General features: G+C 70.9%; 18 protein-coding genes. 11 read left to right on the top strand and 7 right to left on the bottom strand.

All coding sequences use genetic code 11. From position 1 onward, the window contains the following. Positions 1-96 precede the first annotated feature (96 nt). From KME79_RS36435 to KME79_RS36425, 3 genes are read left to right on the top strand one after another with little or no spacing between them, the layout of a single operon-like run. On the top strand, positions 97-636 hold the full coding sequence (locus KME79_RS36435) for a YqiJ family protein (RefSeq protein WP_246641015.1): 540 nt from the start codon (positions 97-99) through the stop codon (positions 634-636). Next, positions 637-2,733: a flotillin family protein gene (locus KME79_RS36430; protein WP_219549896.1), complete on the top strand. Its 2,097-nt coding sequence runs from the start codon at positions 637-639 to the stop codon at positions 2,731-2,733. A 3-nt stretch (positions 2,734-2,736) separates the two neighbouring features. Then, positions 2,737-7,536: a DNA repair ATPase gene (locus tag KME79_RS36425; protein WP_219549894.1), complete on the top strand. Its 4,800-nt coding sequence runs from the start codon at positions 2,737-2,739 to the stop codon at positions 7,534-7,536. Between the two features lie 4 nt (positions 7,537-7,540). Here KME79_RS36425 and KME79_RS36420 read toward each other — a convergent pair whose 3' ends face one another. Beyond that, a complete protein-coding gene (locus tag KME79_RS36420) occupies positions 7,541-7,987 on the bottom strand; it encodes a MarR family winged helix-turn-helix transcriptional regulator (protein ID WP_246641014.1) in 447 nt (148 codons plus the stop codon). An 84-nt stretch (positions 7,988-8,071) separates the two neighbouring features. Between KME79_RS36420 and KME79_RS36415 the strand changes: the two genes are divergently transcribed. Next, positions 8,072-9,217: an FAD-dependent monooxygenase gene (locus KME79_RS36415; protein ID WP_219549890.1), complete on the top strand. Its 1,146-nt coding sequence runs from the start codon at positions 8,072-8,074 to the stop codon at positions 9,215-9,217. On the opposite strand, the gene dapA is transcribed toward KME79_RS36415, so the two are convergent. Beyond that, complete coding sequence (gene dapA, locus KME79_RS36410; RefSeq protein WP_219549888.1) at positions 9,179-10,057, bottom strand: 4-hydroxy-tetrahydrodipicolinate synthase; 879 nt, start codon at positions 10,055-10,057, stop codon at positions 9,179-9,181. The two genes, KME79_RS36415 and dapA, sit on opposite strands and share 39 nt — an antisense overlap. Before the next feature lie 71 nt (positions 10,058-10,128). Between dapA and KME79_RS36405 the strand changes: the two genes are divergently transcribed. Next, positions 10,129-10,998, top strand: a complete 870-nt coding sequence (locus KME79_RS36405) for a LysR family transcriptional regulator (RefSeq protein ID WP_148036029.1) — start codon at positions 10,129-10,131, stop codon at positions 10,996-10,998. Here the strand turns inward: KME79_RS36405 and KME79_RS36400 are convergent. Continuing rightward, positions 10,988-11,932 carry a serine hydrolase domain-containing protein gene (locus tag KME79_RS36400; protein ID WP_246641013.1) on the bottom strand — a complete coding sequence of 315 codons (945 nt, stop codon included), beginning with the start codon at positions 11,930-11,932 and terminating at the stop codon, positions 10,988-10,990. The two genes, KME79_RS36405 and KME79_RS36400, sit on opposite strands and share 11 nt — an antisense overlap. Positions 11,933-12,028: 96 nt before the next feature. Here KME79_RS36400 and KME79_RS36395 point away from each other — a divergent pair, with 96 nt between their 5' ends. After that, positions 12,029-12,238, top strand: a complete 210-nt coding sequence (locus KME79_RS36395) for a hypothetical protein (protein ID WP_219549886.1) — start codon at positions 12,029-12,031, stop codon at positions 12,236-12,238. Between the two features lie 762 nt (positions 12,239-13,000). On the opposite strand, the gene KME79_RS36390 is transcribed toward KME79_RS36395, so the two are convergent. Then, a complete protein-coding gene (locus KME79_RS36390; protein WP_219549884.1) occupies positions 13,001-13,954 on the bottom strand; it encodes a hypothetical protein in 954 nt (317 codons plus the stop codon). A 283-nt stretch (positions 13,955-14,237) separates the two neighbouring features. Here KME79_RS36390 and KME79_RS36385 point away from each other — a divergent pair, with 283 nt between their 5' ends. After that, positions 14,238-14,591, top strand: a complete 354-nt coding sequence (locus tag KME79_RS36385) for a hypothetical protein (protein ID WP_148036025.1) — start codon at positions 14,238-14,240, stop codon at positions 14,589-14,591. A gap of 99 nt (positions 14,592-14,690) precedes the next feature. Beyond that, positions 14,691-15,092 carry a RidA family protein gene (locus KME79_RS36380; RefSeq protein ID WP_219549882.1) on the top strand — a complete coding sequence of 134 codons (402 nt, stop codon included), beginning with the start codon at positions 14,691-14,693 and terminating at the stop codon, positions 15,090-15,092. On the opposite strand, the gene KME79_RS36375 is transcribed toward KME79_RS36380, so the two are convergent. Next, the gene (locus KME79_RS36375; protein ID WP_219549880.1) at positions 15,093-16,535 is read right to left on the bottom strand and encodes an MFS transporter; all 1,443 of its coding nucleotides are present in this window, start codon (positions 16,533-16,535) and stop codon (positions 15,093-15,095) included. A 30-nt stretch (positions 16,536-16,565) separates the two neighbouring features. Next, a complete protein-coding gene (locus KME79_RS36370) occupies positions 16,566-17,216 on the bottom strand; it encodes a class I SAM-dependent methyltransferase (protein WP_246641012.1) in 651 nt (216 codons plus the stop codon). Between the two features lie 305 nt (positions 17,217-17,521). Between KME79_RS36370 and KME79_RS36365 the strand changes: the two genes are divergently transcribed. After that, on the top strand, positions 17,522-18,772 hold the full coding sequence (locus KME79_RS36365) for an LCP family protein (RefSeq protein ID WP_246641011.1): 1,251 nt from the start codon (positions 17,522-17,524) through the stop codon (positions 18,770-18,772). A 3-nt stretch (positions 18,773-18,775) separates the two neighbouring features. On the opposite strand, the gene KME79_RS36360 is transcribed toward KME79_RS36365, so the two are convergent. Further along, a complete protein-coding gene (locus tag KME79_RS36360) occupies positions 18,776-19,237 on the bottom strand; it encodes an ATP-binding protein (protein ID WP_219549876.1) in 462 nt (153 codons plus the stop codon). 323 nt (positions 19,238-19,560) lie between these two features. Between KME79_RS36360 and KME79_RS36355 the strand changes: the two genes are divergently transcribed. Then, entirely contained in the window at positions 19,561-20,490 is a 930-nt protein-coding gene (locus tag KME79_RS36355; protein ID WP_219549874.1) for an ATP-binding protein, read from the top strand. An 88-nt stretch (positions 20,491-20,578) separates the two neighbouring features. Continuing rightward, positions 20,579-20,965: an SCO5389 family protein gene (locus KME79_RS36350; RefSeq protein ID WP_148036017.1), complete on the top strand. Its 387-nt coding sequence runs from the start codon at positions 20,579-20,581 to the stop codon at positions 20,963-20,965. Positions 20,966-20,977: the final 12 nt, after the last annotated feature.

The following is a 20,977-nucleotide window of genomic DNA, read 5'->3' as shown; positions in this document are numbered from 1 at the left end:
ACCATTCGGGAACTTTTCGCTTTACTCGTTCTTTATCTGTATATAGTCCGACATGACGAGCACCGGGGGACGGGGCATCGGGTATTGACTGACTTCTTGCGGGTTGCGCTGAGCTTCCCGACGGCCGTTTTCAGCTTCCTTCTGATCGTGGTCGTCGGGTACTGGATCGTCGTGATCACCGGGATTTCCGACCTTGAGGGCGACGCCCCCTGGCTCGGGTTCGGCGGGGTGCCGGCCGGCATCACGATCTCCCTGCTCGTCGCCCTGGCGTGGCTGCTCACGCTGATCGGCAGCCAGTTCGCCGCGGGCCCGCTGCTGTGGGCCGTGCCGGTGCTCGCCCTCGGCGGAGCCTGGCTCGCCACCCGCGTGCTGATCGCCCCCCTGCGGAAGCTGGTGCCGGACGGACCACAGCCCTCACGTGGGGATTTCGTCGGCCGGCGGTGCGTGATCCGCACCGGGCGGGCGACCCCCGACTTCGGCCAGGCCGAGGTCACCGCCGCGGACGGGTCCTCCGCCGTCGTCCAGGTCAGGACGACCGGCCAGGACCGGCTCACCCGCGGCCAGACAGCCCTGATCTTCGAGTACGACGCAGACGGCGAGTTCTTCTGGGTCATGCCTTACGAAAGTGAGCAGTGAATGGATGTGATCTCCACCGGCGTCGGCGTGTTCATCGCCGTCGTCCTTGTGATCCTCATCGGCCTGCTGATTCTCATCAGCCGCCTTTTCCGCAAGGTCGAGCAGGGCAAGGCGCTGATCATCTCGAAGGTCAACAAAGTCGACGTGACCTTCACCGGCGCGGTGGTGCTCCCTGTCGTGCACCGGGCGGAGACGATGGACATCTCGGTGAAGACCATCGAGATCGAACGCACCGGCCGCGAAGGGCTGATCTGCCGCGACAACATCCGGGCCGACATCAAGATCACATTCTTCGTACGGGTGAACAAGACCGCCGAGGACGTCATCAAGGTCGCCCAGGCCATCGGCACCGAGCGGGCCAGCGACGAGAAGACGCTGCAGGAGCTGTTCAACGCGAAGTTCTCCGAGGCGCTCAAGACCGCCGGCAAGCACCTGGACTTCGTGGACCTCTACACCAAGCGCGACGAGTTCCGTGACGAGATCGTCCGGCTCATCGGCACCGACCTCAACGGTTACAGCCTTGAGGACGCGGCCATCGACTACCTGGAGCAGACCGCGCTGCACCAGCTCGACAAGAGCAACATCCTCGACGCGCAGGGCATCCGCAAGATCACCGAGCTGACGGCGATCGAGCACGTGCGCACCAACGAGTTCCAGCGCACCGAGGAGAAGGAGATCACCCGCCAGAACGTGGAGGCCCGCGAGGCCATCCTCGAACTGGAGCGCCGCCAGGCCGACGCCGAGATCAAGCAGAAGCGCGAGATCGAGACGATGAAGGCCCGCGAGGAGGCGGAGACCTACCGGGTGCAGGCGGAGGAGCGGCTGCGCGCCCAGAGCGCCGCCATCAAGACCGACGAGCAGCTCGGCGTGCAGCAGGAGAACCGCAACCGCGAGGTGGCCGTCGCGGAGAAGAACCGCGAGCGCGTCATCGCCATCGAGTCCGAGCGCATCGAGAAGGACCGCCTGCTGGAGGTCATCGCCCGCGAGCGGGAGACCGAGCTGTCGCGCATCGCGAAGGACAAGGAGGTCGAGACCGAGAAGCGGTCGATCGCCGAGGTCATCCGCGAGCGCATCGCCGTCGACAAGACGGTGGCCGAGCAGGAGGAGTCGATCAAGCGGCTGCGCGTGGTCGAGGAGGCCGAGCGGACCCGCCAGTCTGTCATCATCGCCGCCGAGGCCGAGGCGCAGGAGAACCTGGTCAAGGACATCAAGGCGGCCGAGGCCGCCGAGGCCGCGTCGAAGTTCAGGGCCCGCGAGGAGCTGGTGCTGGCCGAGGCCAGGCAGCAGGCCGCCGAGCTGGACGCCCGGGCCAAGATGCGGCTCGCCGAGGGTCTGCAGGCCGAGGCGGCCGCGTCCGGCCTGGCCGAGGTCCAGGTCAAGGAGCGCGACGCCGAGGCGATCGAGAAGGTCGGCAGGGCCGAGGCGCTGGTGCTGAACGAGCGGCTGCAGGCCGAGGCCGAGGGCGCCAGGGCGATGGCGCTGGTCGAGGGCGAGCGGCTCAAGGCGCAGGCGGCGGGCGAGCAGGCGATGGCGCTGGCCAACGCCGCGGCCGTGGGCGAGAAGCTCAAGGCCGAGGCCGAGGGTCTCACCGAGAAGGCCGCCGCGATGGCCGCGCTGGACGAGGCCAGCCGGGCGCACGAGGAGTACCGCCTGCGCCTGGAGGCCGACACGGAAGTGCGGCTCAAGCAGATCGACGTCACCCGCCAGGTGGCCGAGTCGCAGGCGAGCGTGCTGGCCGCGGGCCTGGCCAAGGCCAACATCGACATCGTCGGCGGCGAGACGATGTTCTTCGACAAGGTGGTGGGTTCGATCACCGCCGCCAAGACGGTCGACGGCTTCATGGAGCACTCCGAGGTGGCGGGTTCGCTCGCGGCTCCGTACCTGAACGGGAGCGCCAGCCTGATCGAGGACCTCAGGGGCGTCGTCGGCGGGGTGAGCACCGAGGACCTGAAGAACCTGACCGTCTCTGCGCTGCTCCTGCGGCTCATCCAGCAGGGCGGGCCGGAGTCGGGGCCGCTCGGCGAGCTGCTGGACACGGCCCGGCGGCTGGGCGTGGCCGACCAGCCGGTGGCCGCGCTGGCAGCGGCGAAGGTCTGACGCGTGACGGAGCAGGTCGACCTGGAGGCGGGCACCTACGAGGTGCTGCGGAACCGGCTCGGCGCCCAGGCCAGGGCGCTGGCCGCGGCCGCCGAGGCGGTCAACGCGGCGCGGCTGGAGGTGTTCGGCGGGGCGGAGCTGCGGCTGCTGGGCACCGAGCGGATCCGCACCGAGAACAACTGCGTCCCCAGGGACATCGTGTCCCTGGGTGAGGTGATGCTGTTCGGCTACAACGTCTTCATCGGGCTCAAGCCGGAGACGTCGGTGTCGGACGTGTTCGCGGTGCACCGCTTCGCCCGGGAGGGCGACGGGTTCCGGTTCGAGCAGGGCAAGCTGGAGGCGCTGGACGACCCGGCGTTCAGGAAGGACTTCGCCGAGCTCTACCGCTATTACAAGGAGACCCGGCTGAAGCAGCTCCGGCGGGTCGAGGGCAAGCTGCTGGCGGTGTTCAGGACAGGGCCGGCCGACATCCGGGTGCTGCGCTGGGCAGTCAGCCCCACCGGAGTCACGAAATATCTGGATAACAGGGGGGAGCGCGACCACGTCTTCCCCCCGTCCCACGACTTCGAGTGGACCCCGGCCACCCGCGACGACCACGTGCTCGGCCGGCACCCGCACATCGACATCCAGGGCGAGGTGTTCGTCGAGACGCTCGGCGGCGACCTCACCATCAAGATCGAGAACAACACGGAGACCGGCGAGGGCATCTACGCCGAGCCCGTCGCCGAGCCGCTGCAGAGCCTGGCGGACGCCGACGTCGAGCACGCCCGCGTCGGCCCGCTCATCCTCATGCGGATCAGGCCGTACAAGGAGGACGCCTGGCGGCACCTGGTCTTCAACACCCGCACCAAGGCCGTGACCAGGCTCGACGGCATCGGCCAGGCCTGCCAGCGGCTGCCTGAGGACCAGGGCCTGATCTTCCCCGGCGGCTACTACCTGACCACCGGCGCCAGCAAGACGTTCGACACCGACGTGGCGGACCTGGAGTTCGAGCGGGTCGTGCGCGCGCCCAACGGCGAGGACGCGCTCTACGTCTTCCACGCCAGGGACGACGGCCGCTCGCTGCTGCTGCCGTACAACGTGATCAGGAAGGAGGTGGCCAACCCCATCGTCTGCCACGGGTACTCGCTGTTCGACGACGGCACGATGGTGGTCTTCCGCGCCACCTCCGAGGAGCCGACGCGGGTGCACCCGATGCAGGTGTGGCAGACGCCGTACGTCTCCGACACCTTCGCGGCCGCGCAGCCCGCCGGCACCGGCCCGCTGGAGCGGATCGGCAACGCCGAGCTGGTCCGGGGCATCTCCGACTGCCTGTCGGTCACCCGCATGGTGGAGGAGATGGCGCCGTCGGCCGCCACGTTCGAGGCACTGATCGCCGCCTGCACGCGCTCCTTCGACAGCTACCACTGGCTGGCCGAGCACGGCCTGAGCGAGCCGCTCGCCGACGTGCGCGCCACCGCCGAGCAGGTGCTTGACGAGTACGAGCACGTCGAGCAGCTCACCGCCCAGGCCGCCGCCACGCTCGCCGAGGCCGACGAGGAGGTCACCCAACTGGTCAGGCGGGCCGGGGCGGACGCGCCCGGCACCGCCGACGGGTGGGTGAGCCTGCTGGCCACGCTCCGCCGGGCCCAGGGCCACCTGGTGACGCTCCGCGAGGTGCGCTACATCGACACCGGCCGGCTGGACGAGCTGGCCGCGACCCTGGCCGGCGAGCTGGACGAGGCGGGCAGGCGGGCCGTGGCCTTCCTGGAAGGGGAGGACGCGTTCACCGGCTACCACGCGGCCGTCGAGGCGCTGGCCGCCGACGCGGCGGCGATCGCGACCGCCGCCGAGGCCGAGCCCGTCGCCGGCCGGCTCGCCGAGCAGTCCGAGGGCCTGGAAGTGGTGACCGAGGTGGTCGGCTCCCTGGACATCGCCGACGCCACCGTGCGCACCGCCATCCTGGGCCGCATCGCCGAGGTGCTCGGCGGGGTCAACCGGGCGCGGGCGGTGCTCGACGGCCGCCGCCGCGAGCTGCTGAGCAGTGAGGGCAGGGCCGCGTTCGCCGCCGAGTTCGCGCTGCTCGGCCAGGCCATCACCGGCGCGCTGGCGATGGCCGACACCCCCGACAGGTGCGACGAGCAGCTCGGCCGGCTCATGCTGCAGATCGAGAACCTGGAGTCGCGTTTCGGCGAGATCGACGACTTCGCCGAGCAGCTCGGCGGCAAGCGCGACGACGTGTACGAGGCGTTCTCGTCGCGCAAGCAGGCCCAGCTCGACGCGCTCGCCCGGCGCGCGGACCGGCTGTTCGCCTCCGCCGACCGCATCCTGGCCAGCGTCACCCGCAGGATCGCCACGCTCGGCTCCCCCGACGAGATCAACACGTACTTCGCCACCGACCAGATGGTGACCAAGCTCCGCTCGGTGGCGGCCGAGCTGCGCGAGCTCGGCGACTCCGTACGGGCCGAGGAGCTGGACGGGCGGGTCAAGGCGGCGCAGCAGGAGGCCGGGCGGGCGCTGCGCGACCGGCTCGACCTGTTCGCGGACGGCGGCGAGACGATCAGGCTGGGCCGTCACCGGTTCGCGGTGAACACCCAGCCCGTCGACCTCACGCTGGTGCCTCATGACCAGGAGATGCAGCTGGCCATCACCGGCACCGACTTCCGGTCGCCGGCGCCGGCCTCGTTCGCCGACACCCGGCCCTTCTGGGAACAGCTGCTGGTGTCGGAGACGCCCGAGGTCTACCGGGCCGAGTATCTGGCGGCCTCGCTGCTCGACCGGGTCACGCCGGGCGACGACCTGGACCGCCTGGTCCGGGAGGCCGCCGCGGCCCGCTACGACGAGGGCTACGAGCGGGGCGTGCACGACCACGACGCCGCCGCGATCCTCGACGCGCTGATCCGGCTGCGCGACGGCGCGGGCCTGCTGCGGTACCCGCCCGAGGCGCGGGCCGCGGCCCAGCTCTTCTGGGCGCACGGCGTGGACGAGGTTTCACGTAAAACATTGGCCACCAGGGCCGTGTCGCTGGTGCGGGCCCGCGAGGTGTTCGGCCCCGGGCCCGCGCTCGCCACGCTCTCCGCCGAGCTGGGCGCGCTGATCGCCGCCTTCCTGGCGACGGCCGGTCTGCCCGACACCGACGCCGCGCTCGCCGGTGAGTATCTGGTGGAGGAGCTGGCCGGCAAGCCTGCCGGGTTTGTCACCGGCAAGGCGGCCCGCGACCTGCTGGAGGGGTTCCACCACACGCTCGGGCCGGCCAGGACACGCGAGTTCGAGTCCGACCTCAAGGCGGTCGCCCTGCCGGAGCAGGTGCAGCTCGCCCGTGCCTGGCTCGGCGCGTACGCGCAGGGGCCCGAGCTGGCCGAAGCCGTCGCCGTGCAGCTGTGCGACCTGCCCAGGCACGACTCCGGCGCCACCGTCACCGCCACCGTGGAGGGCCTGCTCGGCTCGCACCCGCGGATCGCCGGCAGGAAGCTGGAGATCCGGCTGGACGAGCTGCTGGCCAGGACCCGGCGGTTCGCGGCCGAGCGGGTGCCGGGCTTTCGCGCGTACCAGAAGCGGCGCACCGAGCTGGTGGCCGCCGAGCGGGAGCGGCTGCGGCTGGAGGAGTACAAGCCCAAGGTGATGAGCGCGTTCGTGCGCAACCGGCTGCTCGACGAGGTGTACCTGCCGCTGATCGGCGACAACCTGGCCAAGCAGCTCGGCTCGACGGGCGAGGGCAAGCGCACCGACCAGATGGGCCTGCTGCTGCTCATCTCGCCGCCCGGCTACGGCAAGACGACGCTGATGGAGTACGTGGCCAGCCGGCTCGGGCTGCTGTTCGTCAAGGTGAACGGGCCCGCGCTGGGGCACGACGTGACCTCGCTGGACCCGGCCGAGGCGCCCAACGCGACCGCCAGGCAGGAGGTGGAGAAGATCTCGTTCGCGCTGGAGGCGGGCAACAACACGCTGCTGTACCTGGACGACATCCAGCACACCTCGCCCGAGCTGCTGCAGAAGTTCATCTCGCTCTGTGACGCGCAGCGGCGCATCGAGGGCGTCTGGAACGGCCGCACCCGCACCTACGACCTGCGCGGCAAGCGGTTCGCCGTGTGCATGGCCGGCAACCCGTACACCGAGTCGGGGCAGCGTTTCCGGATCCCGGACATGCTCGCCAACCGGGCCGACGTGTGGAACCTGGGTGACGTGCTGTCGGGCCGGGACGACCTGTTCGCGCTCAGCTACGTCGACAACGCGCTCACGTCCAACCCGGTGCTCGCGCCGCTGTCGGCCCGCGACCGGTCGGACGTGGAGCTGCTGGTGCGGCTGGCCAGGGGCGACGCCTCGGTACGGCCCGACCAGTTGAAGCACCCGTACACCAAGCCCGAGCTGGACCAGTTGCTCAGCGTGCTGCGCAAGCTGGTGCGGGTGCAGGAGGTGGTGCTGGCCAACAACCGGGCCTACATCGCCTCCGCCGCCCAGGCCGACTCCTCGCGCACCGAGCCGCCGTACCGGCTGCAGGGCTCGTACCGGAACATGAACAAGCTGGCCGAGCGGATCGTCCCGGCGATGAACGACGACGAGCTGGAGGCGCTCGTCGACGACCACTACCTGGGCGAGGCGCAGACGCTCACCGCGGACGCGGAGGCGAACCTGCTCAAGCTGGCGGAGCTGCGCGGCCGCCTCAGCCCTGAGCAGGCGGCCCGCTGGGCTGAGATCAAGGCCGCCTACCTGCGGGACAAGGCGCTGGGCGGCGACGCCGACGACCCGATGGGCCGGGCGGTCGGCGCGCTGGGCCTGCTGGCCGACCAGGTCCGCGACGTGGGCTCGGCGATCAGGAACCGCTGACGGGTCAGGTTTCCTGCCGGGTCAGGGCGGCGGTGGCGTCGCGCTGGATGGCCGTGGCCCGGCCGAGGAAGTCGAGGATGAGCTCCAGCTGCTCGTCGGTGTAGCGCTCGTACAGGCCGGCCAGGCCGGTCACCAGCGGCGCGAACAGCTCGTCGAAGCCGGCCAGCCGCTCCCAGTCGACCTCCACGATGACGCGGCGCCGGTCCATGGGGTGGCGGGCCCGCCGCGCCAGCCCTTTGGCCTCCAGGCGGTCGATCAGGTTGCTGACGGTGGCGGGGGCCAGGCCGGTGTGCCGGCAGATCTCCCCCGCCGTCAGCGGGCCGAGGCGTTGCAGCAGGTCGATGGTCTTCTCTTCGCTCATGCCGAGGCCCAGCCGCTCGCCCATGGCCGTGTGGTACATGACGGCGGCGTTGCTGTTCTCCCGCCCGGCCGTGGTCAGGGCGTCGAGCAATTTCTTTCGGCGATCCGAAACATCTGTGGCCATACGACCCCGCCTCGGCATATATTTCGTTCGGACGAACGAAAGGTTATCACGATGAAGGCTCTCATCACAGGGTGCGGGATCGGCGGCCCCGCCATCGCCATGGCGCTGCGCGAGGTGGGCATCGACGCCGACATCCACGAGGCGTACGACGCCGGCGCCGAGGGCGTGGGCGCGTTCCTCAACGTCGCCTCCAACGGGATGGCCGCGCTGCGCGTGCTCGGGCTGCACCACGAGGTGGCGCGCGCCGGCATCCCCACCCCCGACATGGTCATGTGGAGCGGCACGGGCAAGCGCCTGGGCCGGGTGCCCAACGGGATGGCGCTGGACGACGGCACGGTGAGCCACACGATCCTGCGCTCGGACCTGTACCGGATCCTGCGGGACGCCGCCGCCGCACGGGGCGTCCCGATCGCCTACGGCAGGCGCATGGTCTCCTTCGACGACACCGGCTCCCAGGTGGTGGCCCGGTACGAGGACGGCACGAGCGCGACCGGCGACCTGCTGATCGCGGCCGACGGCGTGCACTCGCGCACCCGGCGGCTGCTCGACCCCGAGGCGCCCGAACCGCGCTACACCGGCCTGTACAACTGCGGCGGCATCATCAAGGACCCGAACATCACCGGCGAACCCGGCGTCTACCACATGATGTTCGGCAGGCGCGCGTTCTTCGGCTACACGGTGACCGGCGACGGCGAGACGTGGTGGTTCGCGAACCTGCCTCGCGCCCTCGGCGACGAGCCGGCGGACTGGCGGCCGGTGCTGGAGGAGGCGTTCGCGGACGACGCCGGCATCGCCGCCGGCCTGGTCCGGCGCGCCGATCTGGGCCAGGTGCTCCCCATCCACGACCTGCCGCCGGTGCCCGTGTGGCACCGCGGCAGGGTGGTGCTCATCGGCGACGCCGCGCACGCCACCTCCCCCAGTTCGGGGCAGGGCGCGTCGCAGGCCATCGAGGACGCCGTGGTGCTCGCCCGCTGCCTGCGCGACTCCGCCGGCCACCGGGAGGCGTTCGGCCGGTACGAGAGCGAGCGGCGCGAGCGCGCCGAGCGGGTGGTCGCCTACGCCAGGAGGATCAGCAACAGCAAGGCCGCCGGGCCGGTCGGCCGCATCTTCAGGGACGCGCTGCTGCCGATCATCCTCAAGCGCCAGGCGAACCAGGAGTCACTCGCCTGGATGTACCGTCACCAGGTCAGCCTGTGACACCGACTCCGCGCTCGCGGGAAGCAGCGGCAGCCGCACGTCGGGGGTGGGGATGAGACCGCGGGCGTGCAGCACGCCCTTGATCACCGTCGGGTTCGGCTCGGCGAACAGCGCGGCCGACAGCCGGGCCAGCCGGTGCCCCAGCGCCCTGGCCCTGGTCACGTCGCCCGCATGCCAGGCCGTGACCAGCTCCGCGAACGCGTCCGTGGCCAGGTGCGCGGAGGCCAGGATGCCGCCGGACGCGCCGAGGGCGAGCAGCGGCGAGATGAACGCGTCGTCCCCGCCCAACACGTCGAACCCGTCCGGCAGGTCCCCGAGCAGGTCCACCGCGTCCTGGTCGACGCCCCCCGCCGCGTACTTGACGGCGGCCACGCGCGGATGGGCGCCGAGCCGCCGCAGGGTCGCCGCGCTCACGGCCTGCCCGGTCCGGTAGGGGATGTGGTAGATGACCAGCGGCACCGGCGTCTCCTCGGCCAGCGCCTCGAAGTGCGCGATCACCCCGCGCTCCGACGGCCGCAGGAAGTACGGCACGGTGACGAGCGCCGCGTCCACCCCGCCGGGCAGCTCCTTCAGCGCCTGCCCGACCGAGCGGGTGTCGTTGCCGGCGACCCCGACGGTCAGCGGCACGCCGCGCTCCCGGCAGGCGGCCGCGCTGGTCTCGATCACCCGGCTCCGCTCGTCCGGCGTCAGGGCCGCGACCTCTCCCGTCGTGCCCAGCGCGACCAGCCCCGAGGCGCCCTGGCCGAGCACGTGGTCGGCCAGCTTGCCGAGCGCGTCGAACGCCACCTCGCCGTCCGGTCCGTACGGAGTGATCAGCGGTACATGGATGCCTGTGAACATGTCTCCAGCCTGGCCCGGAAGGACACGTAAGGTCCAGCGACGTTTCCTAAGCTGCATCGTAAGATGAGCTGATGCTCGACCCTCGCAAGCTCCACCTCCTGCGCGAACTGTCCCGGCGCGGCACCATCGCGGCCGTCGCCGAGGCCGCCGCTTTCACCCCGTCGGCGGTCTCCCAGCAACTCAGCGCGCTGGAGCGGGAGGCGGGCGTGCCGCTGCTCCAACGCACCGGCCGCACCGTGACGCTCACCCCGGCGGGCCGCCTGCTCGTCGAGCACGCCCAGGCCGTGCTCGAACAGCTCGAACGCGCCTCCGCCGCCCTGGCCGCCGTCCGGGGCGGACCGTCCGGCCCGCTGCGCGTCGGCGCGTTCCCCACCGCGGCCCGCGTCCTGCTGCCGCCCGCGCTCGCCACGCTCGCCGCCGCCCACCCGGGGCTGGTGCCGATGATCTCCGAGATCGACCCCGCCGACGTCTCCGCCGCCCTGCGCGCCGGGGAGCTCGACGTCGCGCTCGTGCACGAGTACGACTTCGTGCCGCCGGTCACCGACGACGCCCTGGAGACCGAGCCGCTCTTCGCCGAGCCCATGTACCTCACCGACCGGCCCGCCATCGCCGCGGCCGCCGGCGACCCGTGGATCGCCGGCACGCCCGGCACCCTGTGCCACACGATGACGATCAGGGCCTGCCAGGCGGCCGGGTTCGAGCCGGACGTGCGCCACCACATCGACGACTTCGACACCGTGCTGTCGTTCGCGGCGGCCGGGCAGGGCGTGGCGCTGGTGCCCCGCCTCGCGGCCCTCTCCCCGCCGTCCGGGGTGCGGCTCACCCCGCTCCCCCTGCACCGCCGCACGCTCGCGGCCTTCAGGCGGGGGTACGGAGAGCATCCGGCGATCCAGGCGGCCATCGCCGCCTTCCACGAGGCCCTCGCCGGCCTCAGTCTCTGAGTACGGCGTCCAGCACGGCCGCGGTGCCGGGCCGGTCGAAGACGTCGTAGTCGCCGGCCGTGACCGCCACCACCAGGTCCCGCGACGGGATCACGAGCAGCCGCTGGCCCCCGTTTCCTGAGGCGCTCACGGCCGGCGTCGCGCCCGTCTCCACGTACCAGTGATAGCCGTAGTGGCGGTCCCCGTCGATCGGCACCCGCGGCCGGAGCGCCTCCCGTAGCCAGCCCTCCGGCACCACGCCGTCGCCCCCGCGCAGCACCATCACGCCGATCGCCGCCAGGTCACGGGGCGTCAGGCGCAGCCCCGCCGCCGCCAGCGGCACCCCGTCCGCCCCTTTCGTCCACTCGAACGCGCCGATGCCCAGCGGCTCGAACAACACCTGCCTCGCGTACTCGTCCAGCGGCCTGCCCGCGCCCCGGGCGATGATCCCGCCCAGCAGCGCCGTCGCCCCGCCGCAGTACGACCACCGCGTGCCCGGCTCCTCGACGATCGGGCGCTCCAGGACGTAGCGGTAGCGGTCGGGGGCCTCCTCCATCGCGATCTCGCTGTTGGCGGCGCTGGTGTACGGCACGCTCTCGTCCCATTCGAGGCCGAGGGTCATGGTGAGCGCGTGCTCGACGGTGAGAGCCGCGTCCGCCAGGTCCCTATACGCGGGGAACTGGTCGAGGAGCCGCTCGCCCGGATCCGGCACCAGGCCGCTCTCCAGCGCGATCCCGTACAGCAGCGCCACCACGCTCTTGGTGATGGACCGCACGTCGTGCGGCGTGCCGGCGTCGAACGTGACGTGCCCCAGCGGGTCGCCCAGCCGGAAGTCCTGCCCCGCGCCGTACCGCTCCAGCACCCGCTCGCCGCGCTGGACCACCACGATCCCGTGCAGACCGGGCGCCTCCCCGGCGTTCAGTACGGCGTCCAGCCGATCCACCATGCCCGTCATAGCCTCCATCCTGGTCTAATTCCTGACACCGTGTCAGGCTCGATCGCGTGGGTAGCTGGAGAACGCGCGCGGGCGCCAGCACCCAGGGCAGGTGACATGCACAAGACAGACCCCTTTCCCTTCGAACTTTCGGTGACGGTCACCGAACGGACCCCGGCGGCCATCGAAGCGGCCGCCTATCCCCTGGCGGAACGGTTCTTCGGCAGCGACGCGGAGGTCCACGTCGTCAGCGCCAAGGTCCAACCGGACCCGGACCACCACGACCGCTTCACAGCCACCGTCGTCTTCCGCCGAACCATCACCTAGCGGCGGCTCCAACGGAGCTCCGCCCGTACCAAAGGGCTCGCCCAACCAGGCGCTCCGCGCCCCTCGCAAGCTCGGCGTGCTTCCCGGGCCTCCGGCCCTCTTCGCGCGAGGGCAAGCCCTCGCGCTGTCGTCCGGGAAGACGGCGGCAGTGCGCTTTCACAGTCACCGGCAGAACGCTCACCAACCCATCGGCAGGCCGACCACGTGACCTCCGGCAGAACGCTCACACGTCGGAGTTGGTCACGATGGTCCAGTTGGATGGGACGCGTACCCCGAACGGCTCACGTGACTCGCGCGTCTTGCCCAATCACCCTCCGTAAGGCACGATGGGGGCTGCCGCCCACAGAAGCGGCTCGCTGACGGCTGGCTGCCGTCTGACCACCAAGTCGTGGGGAAGGGTTCGCGCGCGACGCATACCCGTAGGAGGCCCCGATCGAGGTGATCCTGTTCGGCGGAACGAGCTTCGATGACAACCTCGGAGCACCCCGCCAGGCTGACTTCGCCGAGAAGCCGTTCGAGACATCGGCGGCGCGCGCGTTCGGTGCGAACTGCGCGATCGTGGATGTAGATCGTGACGATTCCGTGGATGGGCATCTCTGTGAGCCGCTGGGCTATGGCGAACTGCCGCTTGACGGGCTCGTCACGCCAATGCAGGCGAGGGCTCTTGCCGACCCGGAGCGATTCAAGTGCGACACGGATGTCGTCTTGGTCGACGGAATCGATGTCGTCGCCAGGGCGCCGGGGAAGACTCTCATCAACAGCTCACCGAACGCGCCAGTCCTCCTTGCGGGGCGGGTAGGCGAAGGTCTGGGTGTCGGCCCAGTCCTCGCCGACGTTGCGGTAGGCGTGCTCAGCTTCGCCGGCCGGGTGCTCGCGGCCGATGTCGACCTCGTCACTGATCGACCAGACGCCGTCCACCTGCTGCTCAACGGTGTAGTAGAACTCGTTGAAGCCCGATGAGGACACCGAGGTGTTGACGATGGTGAGCGAGCTCCGCCCGGTGGTCAGCTCCGGTGGCAGCTCGACGACCTGGTCCCGCCACTTGTAGGTGCTCTCGCTGAGCAGTGGCCGCCATTCCGCCGCCGGCCGGCCGTTCACCGTGATGGTGGCGTGCTGCAGGGCGACGCCCACGTCCAGGCGGCGGATCAGCCGTACGGCGGTGTGGTCGGGGTCGACGGTCACGGTGAACCGGCTCCACCCGCCGCGGGGGAACGCGCGGCCGTCGTCGGTGACGAGGTGGCCGGGGTCCATGGTGCGGACGGGCAGGTCTTCGGGCACGCCGTGGCGGGACCTGACCGACAGGGCGATGACGGCGCCCGAGACCACGACCGCCACGAGCGCGGCGAGCAGGACGGCCCGCTGCCGGCTTCCTCCGGACCCGCGAACCGTCACCGCCTCGGCGGTCCCCTGATCCGCGAGCGGCGCGCCGCCGGGAGGTTCGCGGTCCTCCCCGATGGCCATCCGGGTGATCCGCACCCGCTCCCACGCCCGTTCCCACGCCGGGATCTGCTGCTCGGGCACCCGGCAGGCGCGGAGGAACGCCAGCATCACCGCCTTCTTGGGGAAACGCCGCCCGGCCAGCATGTCGGCGCACGTCGCCCGGGGAAGCCGGGCCCCGCCCGCCCGGTCGGCCCGCGACTCCAGCTCGCGCAGCGAAACGTCGGCCCTGGCGAACTGCTCGGCCAGCACCCTCACCAGCTCCGCGTGAGAGCCCACCCGTTCCAGCGCCTGATCGACAGACCGAAGATCTGGGCCCTCTTTGGGGTTCTCGTTCATCGTCGCGCAGAACCTTGCCCTCTCCCGACCAAGGGATGTCCACCAAGTGACTCCAAGTGTACGAGCAATTACCGAGAGCGTCCGATGCCGACCGCCGGACGTCCCGGCGCGATCGAGTCCGGCCGAGTCCGTCCGACGCGCTGTTGGACACCCCCGCCGCCCGGCTTACCTGAGTGCCGAGGCGCCGACCGGCGCCTGACACCACCACACCGGGGAGAACGACATGACACTCCACACCGAGGAAGACAAGAAGGCGGCACTGCGGGAGAACCCGGCCGTGACCGAGGTCCTGGCGCAGTTCGGCGACGGCGCCGAAGCCCTGCTGGACGAGCTGGCGGCCGGGCTCAGCGCCGAGCAGATCGAGGCGATACCCCCGTCACCCGCCGTACCGCGGGACGACGTGGCCATCGCGGCGCTGAACTGCTGGAAGGCCCGGGCCGTGTACGCGGTCTACCAGCTGTTCGGCATGGCGGTCTGCACCATCGTCGGCGGCTACACGGGCGGGCTGGCCGCGATCGCGTGCCGCTTGATCAAGGCCGCCGCCGGCAAGGCGATCGACTGGAACCGTCTCTGCTGACGCGCCCAGCCCCCGCCCGCACCCGCGCCACGCGGGCGGGGGCAGGCGGCGCGATATTGCGGTGCGGACGAGCCGGGATCCGGCCAGACTCAAGCATCTATGATGAAGCGCATCAATCCCGACGAACTACATAAGACCCCCGGCTACCACCACGTCACCATCGTGGAAGCCGGCCGAACGGCGTTCCTCGCGGGCCAGTGCCCGCTCGACCAGACCGGCGCCATCGTCGGCCCCGGAGACCTGGACGCCCAGATCGACCAGGTCGCGGCCAACGCCCTCGCCGCCCTCGCCGCGGCCGGCGCCCGGCCGGAGCACGTCGTACGATCCGTGATCTACGTGGTCAGCGGTGACAGCTCCGTGCTCGGCTCCGCCTGGCGGCGTCTCAACGACTCGGTGATCGCACCGGCCTTCACCACCGCCAGCACCCTCCTCGGCGTCGCCCAGCTCGGCTTCTCAGGGCAGCTCGTCGAGGTGGACCTCACGGCGGCACTGCCGAACTGATCAGGACGGGGAGGCGGTGGAGAGCGGGGCGGCGATGTCTTCGAGGCCGCGCCGTTCCGCCTTCACCCCGAAGATCATCTCCACGATCCCCGCCAGGATCATGAGGATGGCCCCGATGGCGAAGGCCAGCGCCGTGTCCCCCGGCACCCCGCTCGACACCAGCTTGGCGAAGATGAGCGGCCCGGCGATGCCGCCCGCCGCCGTGCCGATGGCGAAGAAGAACGCGATGGCCATCGCCCTGGTCTCCATCGGGAAGATCTCGCTCACCGTCAGATAGGCCGAGCTGGCCCCCGCCGAGGCCACGAAGAGCACCGCCGACCAGCAGGCCGTGAGCGTCACAGCGGTCAGCATCCCCTCGTTGAACAGCCACGCGGTCCCCAGCAGCAGCACCCCCGACCCCACATAGGTCGCCGAGATCATCGGAACCCGGCCGACGGTGTCGAAGAGCCTGCCCAGCAGCAGCGGCCCGAGGAAGTTGCCGACCGCGATGACGGCGAAGTAGTAGCCGGTGTGCGTGTCGATCTCGTAGAACGTCGACAGGATCTGCGCGTACCCGAAGGTGATCGCGTTGTAGAGGAACGCCTGCCCGATGAAGAGCGACAGCCCCAGGACGGTCCGCGTGGGGTAGAGGGCGACCATGGTGTGCGCGATCCGGATGAACCCGATCGACTTGCGCGTGTGGATGGTGATGGCCTGCCGGGGCTCGGGCAAGGCGGCGCCGACCTCCTTCTCGACCTCGCGCTCGACCCCCTGGACGATCTTCTCCGCCTCGTCGCCGCGCCCGTGGATGAAGAGCCAGCGCGGGCTCTCCGGTACGTGCCTGCGCACGAGCAGGATGGCCAGCCCGAGAACCACGCCCAGCCCGAAGGCGACCCGCCAGCCGATGTTGACGGGCAGGTTGTTCAGCAGCGGCACGGTCAGCAGGGCGCCTCCGGCGGCGCCGAGCCAGTAGCTGCCGTTGATGAGGATGTCGATCCGGCCGCGGTGCCTGCTGGGGATGAGCTCGTCGATCGCGGAGTTGATGGCCGCGTACTCGCCCCCGATCCCGAACCCGGTCAGGAAGCGGAACAGGAAGAACCACCACACGCTGAACGAGAACGCGGTGGCCAGCGTGGCCGCCAGGTAGACGAGCAGCGTGATGATGAACAGTTTCTTCCTGCCGAACCTGTCGGTCAGCCATCCGAAGAACAGCGCCCCCGAGCAGGCTCCGGCGACGTAGAGCGCGGCGGCGAGGCCGGCGACCTGTTCCTGGGAGATGTCCAGGCCGCTGCCGGGCTTGGCGAGCTGGGCGGACAGGTTGCCGACGATGGTGACTTCGAGCCCGTCGAGGATCCAGACGGTGCCGAGGCCGATGACGATCATCCAGTGCCAGCGGGACCAGGGCAGCCGGTCCAGGCGCGCCGGAACCTTGGTGGTGATCGTGCCGGTCTCGACATCGCTCATGAGCACCTCGGGTTACCCGGCGACCGGCGCTCAAACCTTCAGCGCCTCCACCATGCGGGTCCTCGCCCACGGCCCGCCGTACCAGTACCGCCGGCCCAGGTCGCGGCTGTGCACGTCGCGCGCGCCGAGCCCGCGCAGGACGGCCTCGTACGCGGGCACGTGCCTGACGTCCGCGACGAGCAGCAGCCCGCCGGGGCGCAGCACCCGGTACGCCTCGCGCAGGGCCTGCTCGCGCCCGGCGGCGCCGGGGACGCGGTGCAGGGCGAGCGCGGACACGACGACGTCGAACCGCTCGTCGCCGAACGGCAGCTCGTGCAGGTCGGCGGTGACCAGGTCGACGCGTTCCGAGACGCCTTCGGCCTCGGCGTTGGCCCTGGTGAGCGGCTCGCTGGTGGAGCGCCACGGGTCCACGCCGGCGGCCCGGCCTGACGACAGCCGCCGGGCGGCGAGCAGGAGCACGGCGCCGCGCCCGCAGCCGAGGTCCAGCACGTCCTCGCCGCCTTCGAGCCGGTCCAGCTCCTCGCCCCACACGGCGAACCTGCCGCGCCGGGTGGTGTAGAGGTGGCTGGCGGCGCTGGCGAGCGTGTAGACGGCGCCGCTGGTGAAGACCACACCAGTGACGAGGATCCCGGTGACGAACGAGACGGCCGCCAGCGCGACCAGCAGGACCGTCCCGAGCATGAGACCGGTCAACGCCCAGGGTGCGTCCAAACCGTACTTTCCGCGTCCATCACCCACATGGACGTTATAACGCAAAGAATCTCTTGACCCCATGTTTGGTGTTTCGTGTCATCAGGTGAGGTCAATCGGCCGCAAAGCTCATTAGCGTTGGAGAGATCTGCGGACACCAGGGGGTTTGACCAGGCATGAGAGGTAGGAAGCGCGGCTTCGGACTCGGTTCCAGCCTCGGGCTGACCCTGGGGTCCGCTCTGTTGTGGGGCGTCGCTCATCTGGCGACGCAGCGGCATCGCACCGCATTCGTGCTCATGTCGGTGCAGATCGTACTGATCGCCGCGATCCTTACGGTGTTCACCGCGTTCAGCACCCAGTTGCTGTCGCTGGCCGTCCAGCCGGGGTGGATGACCGGGCTGGCGCTCATCCTGGCCGCCGTCGCGATCGCCTGGACGGCCGTGATCATCTGGTCGTACATGCTGGTACGGCCCGCCGCGTCGGGCATGCCGGGCCGCGCCCTGGCCGCCGGCCTGGCCGTCTCCCTGTGCGCGCTGGTGCTGGCCCCGACCGCGTACGCGGCGCGGATGGCGTACGTGTCGCGCGACCTGGTGCACCACCTGTTCGCCGGCAACATGGGCCCGGTCGTGGCCGACGACCCGTGGAGCGGCACGCAGCGGGTGAACTTCCTGCTCATCGGGGCCGACTCGGCGCCGAACCGGCCCGGGGTGCGCACCGACAGCATGACCGTGGCCAGCGTGGACACCGCGACCGGCGCGACCACGCTGCTCGGCCTGCCGCGCAACCTGGAGGAGGTGCCGATGCCCGCGGGCCCGGCCCGCGCCAGGTTCCCCTACGGCTTCACCGGCGACGGCCTGGACTCCCACGGCCTGCTCAACGAGGTCTTCCAGTACGCCGAGAACCATCCGGAGGTGGTGCCGGGCGTGCCGGACGGGCAACGCGGCCCAGCCCTGCTGAAGGAGACGGTCGGCGGCGTGCTCGGCATCCCGGTCCGCTACTACGCCATGGTCGACATGAAGGGCTTCGCCGAGATGATCGACGCCGTGGGCGGTGTGCGGATCACCGTCGAGGAGCCGATCGTGTACGGCAAGTACCGCGAGGGCCTGCTACCGGCGGGCACCCGCCGGCTGAGCGGCGAGGAGGCGCTCTGGTACGGCCGCTCCCGCACCGACAGCGACGACTACGTGCGCATGGGCCGCCAGAAGTGCCTGATCAACGCGGTGGCCAGGCAGGCCGACCCGGTCACGCTGCTCAACAGCTTCGACGGCCTGGCCACGGCCACCAAGCGGGCGATCTCCACGGACGTCCCGCAGGACCTGCTCCCCGCCCTGGTCGAGCTGGCGCAGAAGGTCCGCGACAACCCGATCAAGAGTCTCAACTTCGTCCCCCCGCTGATCAACACCGCCTACCCGGACTGGCGGTTCATCAGGCACAAGGTCAACGAGGCGCTCTCCCCGGTGCCGCGCACGCCCGCGCCCGCCGCCCAGGCGGCCCGCCCGACCGCGTCCCCCGAGGGCCCGGTGACCCTCGACAAGACCTGCGGCTGACGGTCAGGCCAGGGGCGCTCCCGGCGGCGCGCCCGCGCCGGCCGTCTTCGTCTCGCCCGCGGCCTCGCGCGGCACGGGGTAGGCGACGTGCATGCGCAGCAGGGAACGGTCGCCGGACCGTTCGACGACGACCTCGTCGCAGAGCCTGCGGATGATCCAGAGACCGTAACCCCGCGACGCCGCCGGAGGCGGGTCGGCGCCCTGCCGGTAGAGGTCGCCGGCCGTCAGCGTGCCCGCCGAGTCGGCCACGTCGATCCAGATGCCCCGGTCGTCGGCCCAGGCGTCCAGCCTGCCGGACCCGCCGCCGTGTTCGAGCACGTTGTCGGCCGCCTCGTTGACGGCGATCACCAGGTCGTCCAGCCGCGAGCCGGACAGCCCTTCCGCGCTGGCGAAGGCGCGCACGTGCTCACGAAGCAGGCCAAGGTCAGCGGTGATGGGGCAGCTCAGCGCTGTCTCCTCGCCCATGCTCAACTCCCGGCATGATTCGGCCCGGCTGCTTGCTGCCCGCTCCTCGTGGACGCATACATCGAGCGATCCTGACCTGGCCTCTTGCGCGTGCGGGCGCGCTCACACCGGGATCCCCCCGGCATCCGGACCACAGCGGAAGTTACACCGTCTGCACCGGCTTTTCCGAGCATTACGCCATATCGCGGTCATATCGACACTCTTTCCGCATGTCACCGGCCCGACATGACGCTCGATCGCCACTCCCGGCACCGGCTCCTGTGGCATGATGAGGACGCGACAGTGGAAACGGTTTTCATAATCGTGATCAGGAGGGACAAACCGTGAGAGTGGCCTTCGTCGGCAAGGGCGGCAGTGGCAAGACCACGCTGTCGGCGCTGTTCGCGAGATACGTGGCGAGCCGGGGAGCCCCGGTGGTCGCCGTCGACGCCGACATCAACCAGCACCTGGCGCTGGTGCTGGGCCTCGACCGGCCGCCCGAGCCGCTGGGCGCCCACCTCGGCGAGATCAAGGATCTGCTGCGCGGCGACAACCCGCGCATCCCGTCGGCCGACGCCATGGTCAAGACCACCCCGCCCGGCCGCGGCTCCCGGCTGCTGCGCTTCCGCGAGCTCGCCGCCTACGAGCACGCGGTCACCACCTCCGAGGGCATCAGGCTCATGGCCACCGGCCCGTTCGAGGAGGACGACCTGGGCGTCGCCTGCTACCACTCCAAGGTCGGCGCGGTCGAGCTGCTGCTCAACCACCTGGTCGACGGCCCCGGCGAGTACGTGGTGGTCGACATGACGGCCGGTTCCGACTCGTTCGCCTCCGGCCTGTTCACCCGCTTCGACCTGACCTTCCTGGTCGCCGAGCCGACCCGCCAGGGCGTGGGCGTCTACCGGCAGTACCGCGACTACGCCGCCGACTACGGCGTGGCGCTGGCCGTCGTCGGCAACAAGGTGCACGGCCCGTCCGACGTCGACTTCCTGCGCGAGCACGTCGGCTCCGGCCTGCTCACCTGGATGGAACACTCCGCGGCCGTGCGCGCGATGGAGCAGGGCCGGCCGTTCGCCCTCGACGACCTGGAGCCGGCCAACTCCGACGCGCTCGCCGTGCTGCTCAAGCACCTCGACGAGCAGGAGAAGGACTGGGCGCGGTTCGGCAGGCAGGCGGCCGAGTTCCACCTGCGCAACGCCAGAGCGTGGGCCAACGCCAAGACCGGCGTCGACCTCACCGGTCAGATCGACCCCGAGTTCGTCTACGGGCCCTGACCACACGACTGTCCCCCTCCAGCCATCTGGAGCGTTTCCAGATGCCCACCTAGCGTCAAAAGGCGATGTTCTTCTGAAAGGAGACAGCATGTCGCTGACCGTTCCGAACGATCTGCTCGACCGGGCCCGCGCGGGCGACGTCGACGACGCGGCCTTCGTGGCCTGCGTGCGCGACTCCCTGCCCTACGCCTGGTCGGTGATCAGCGAGCTGGTCGAGCAGCGAGACAAGACCGGAGCCGAGTTCGCCGACAACCAGGTGCCGCCGCCGGACGAGCAGGCGCGCGGGGAGCTCCTGCGCTGCCTGGCCAGCGATGCCATGCGCGGTGCCCTGGAGCGTCACTTCGGCGTTCGCCTCGCCTTCCAGAACTGCCACCGGGTGGCCGTGTTCGCGCCGTCCGCCGGCGAGGCGCTGCGCGAGTTCGTCACGCCCCGCGCGCAGATCCTCAACCAGAAGCCGGAGCTCGTCGACTGCTAGCTCCGCGCGCCT

Source organism: Nonomuraea harbinensis, assembly GCF_019396385.1.
Lineage (GTDB): Bacteria > Actinomycetota > Actinomycetes > Streptosporangiales > Streptosporangiaceae > Nonomuraea > Nonomuraea ferruginea.
The sequence above is the reverse complement of the archived record's forward strand: the minus strand, read 5'-3'. Positions and strand labels throughout refer to the sequence as shown.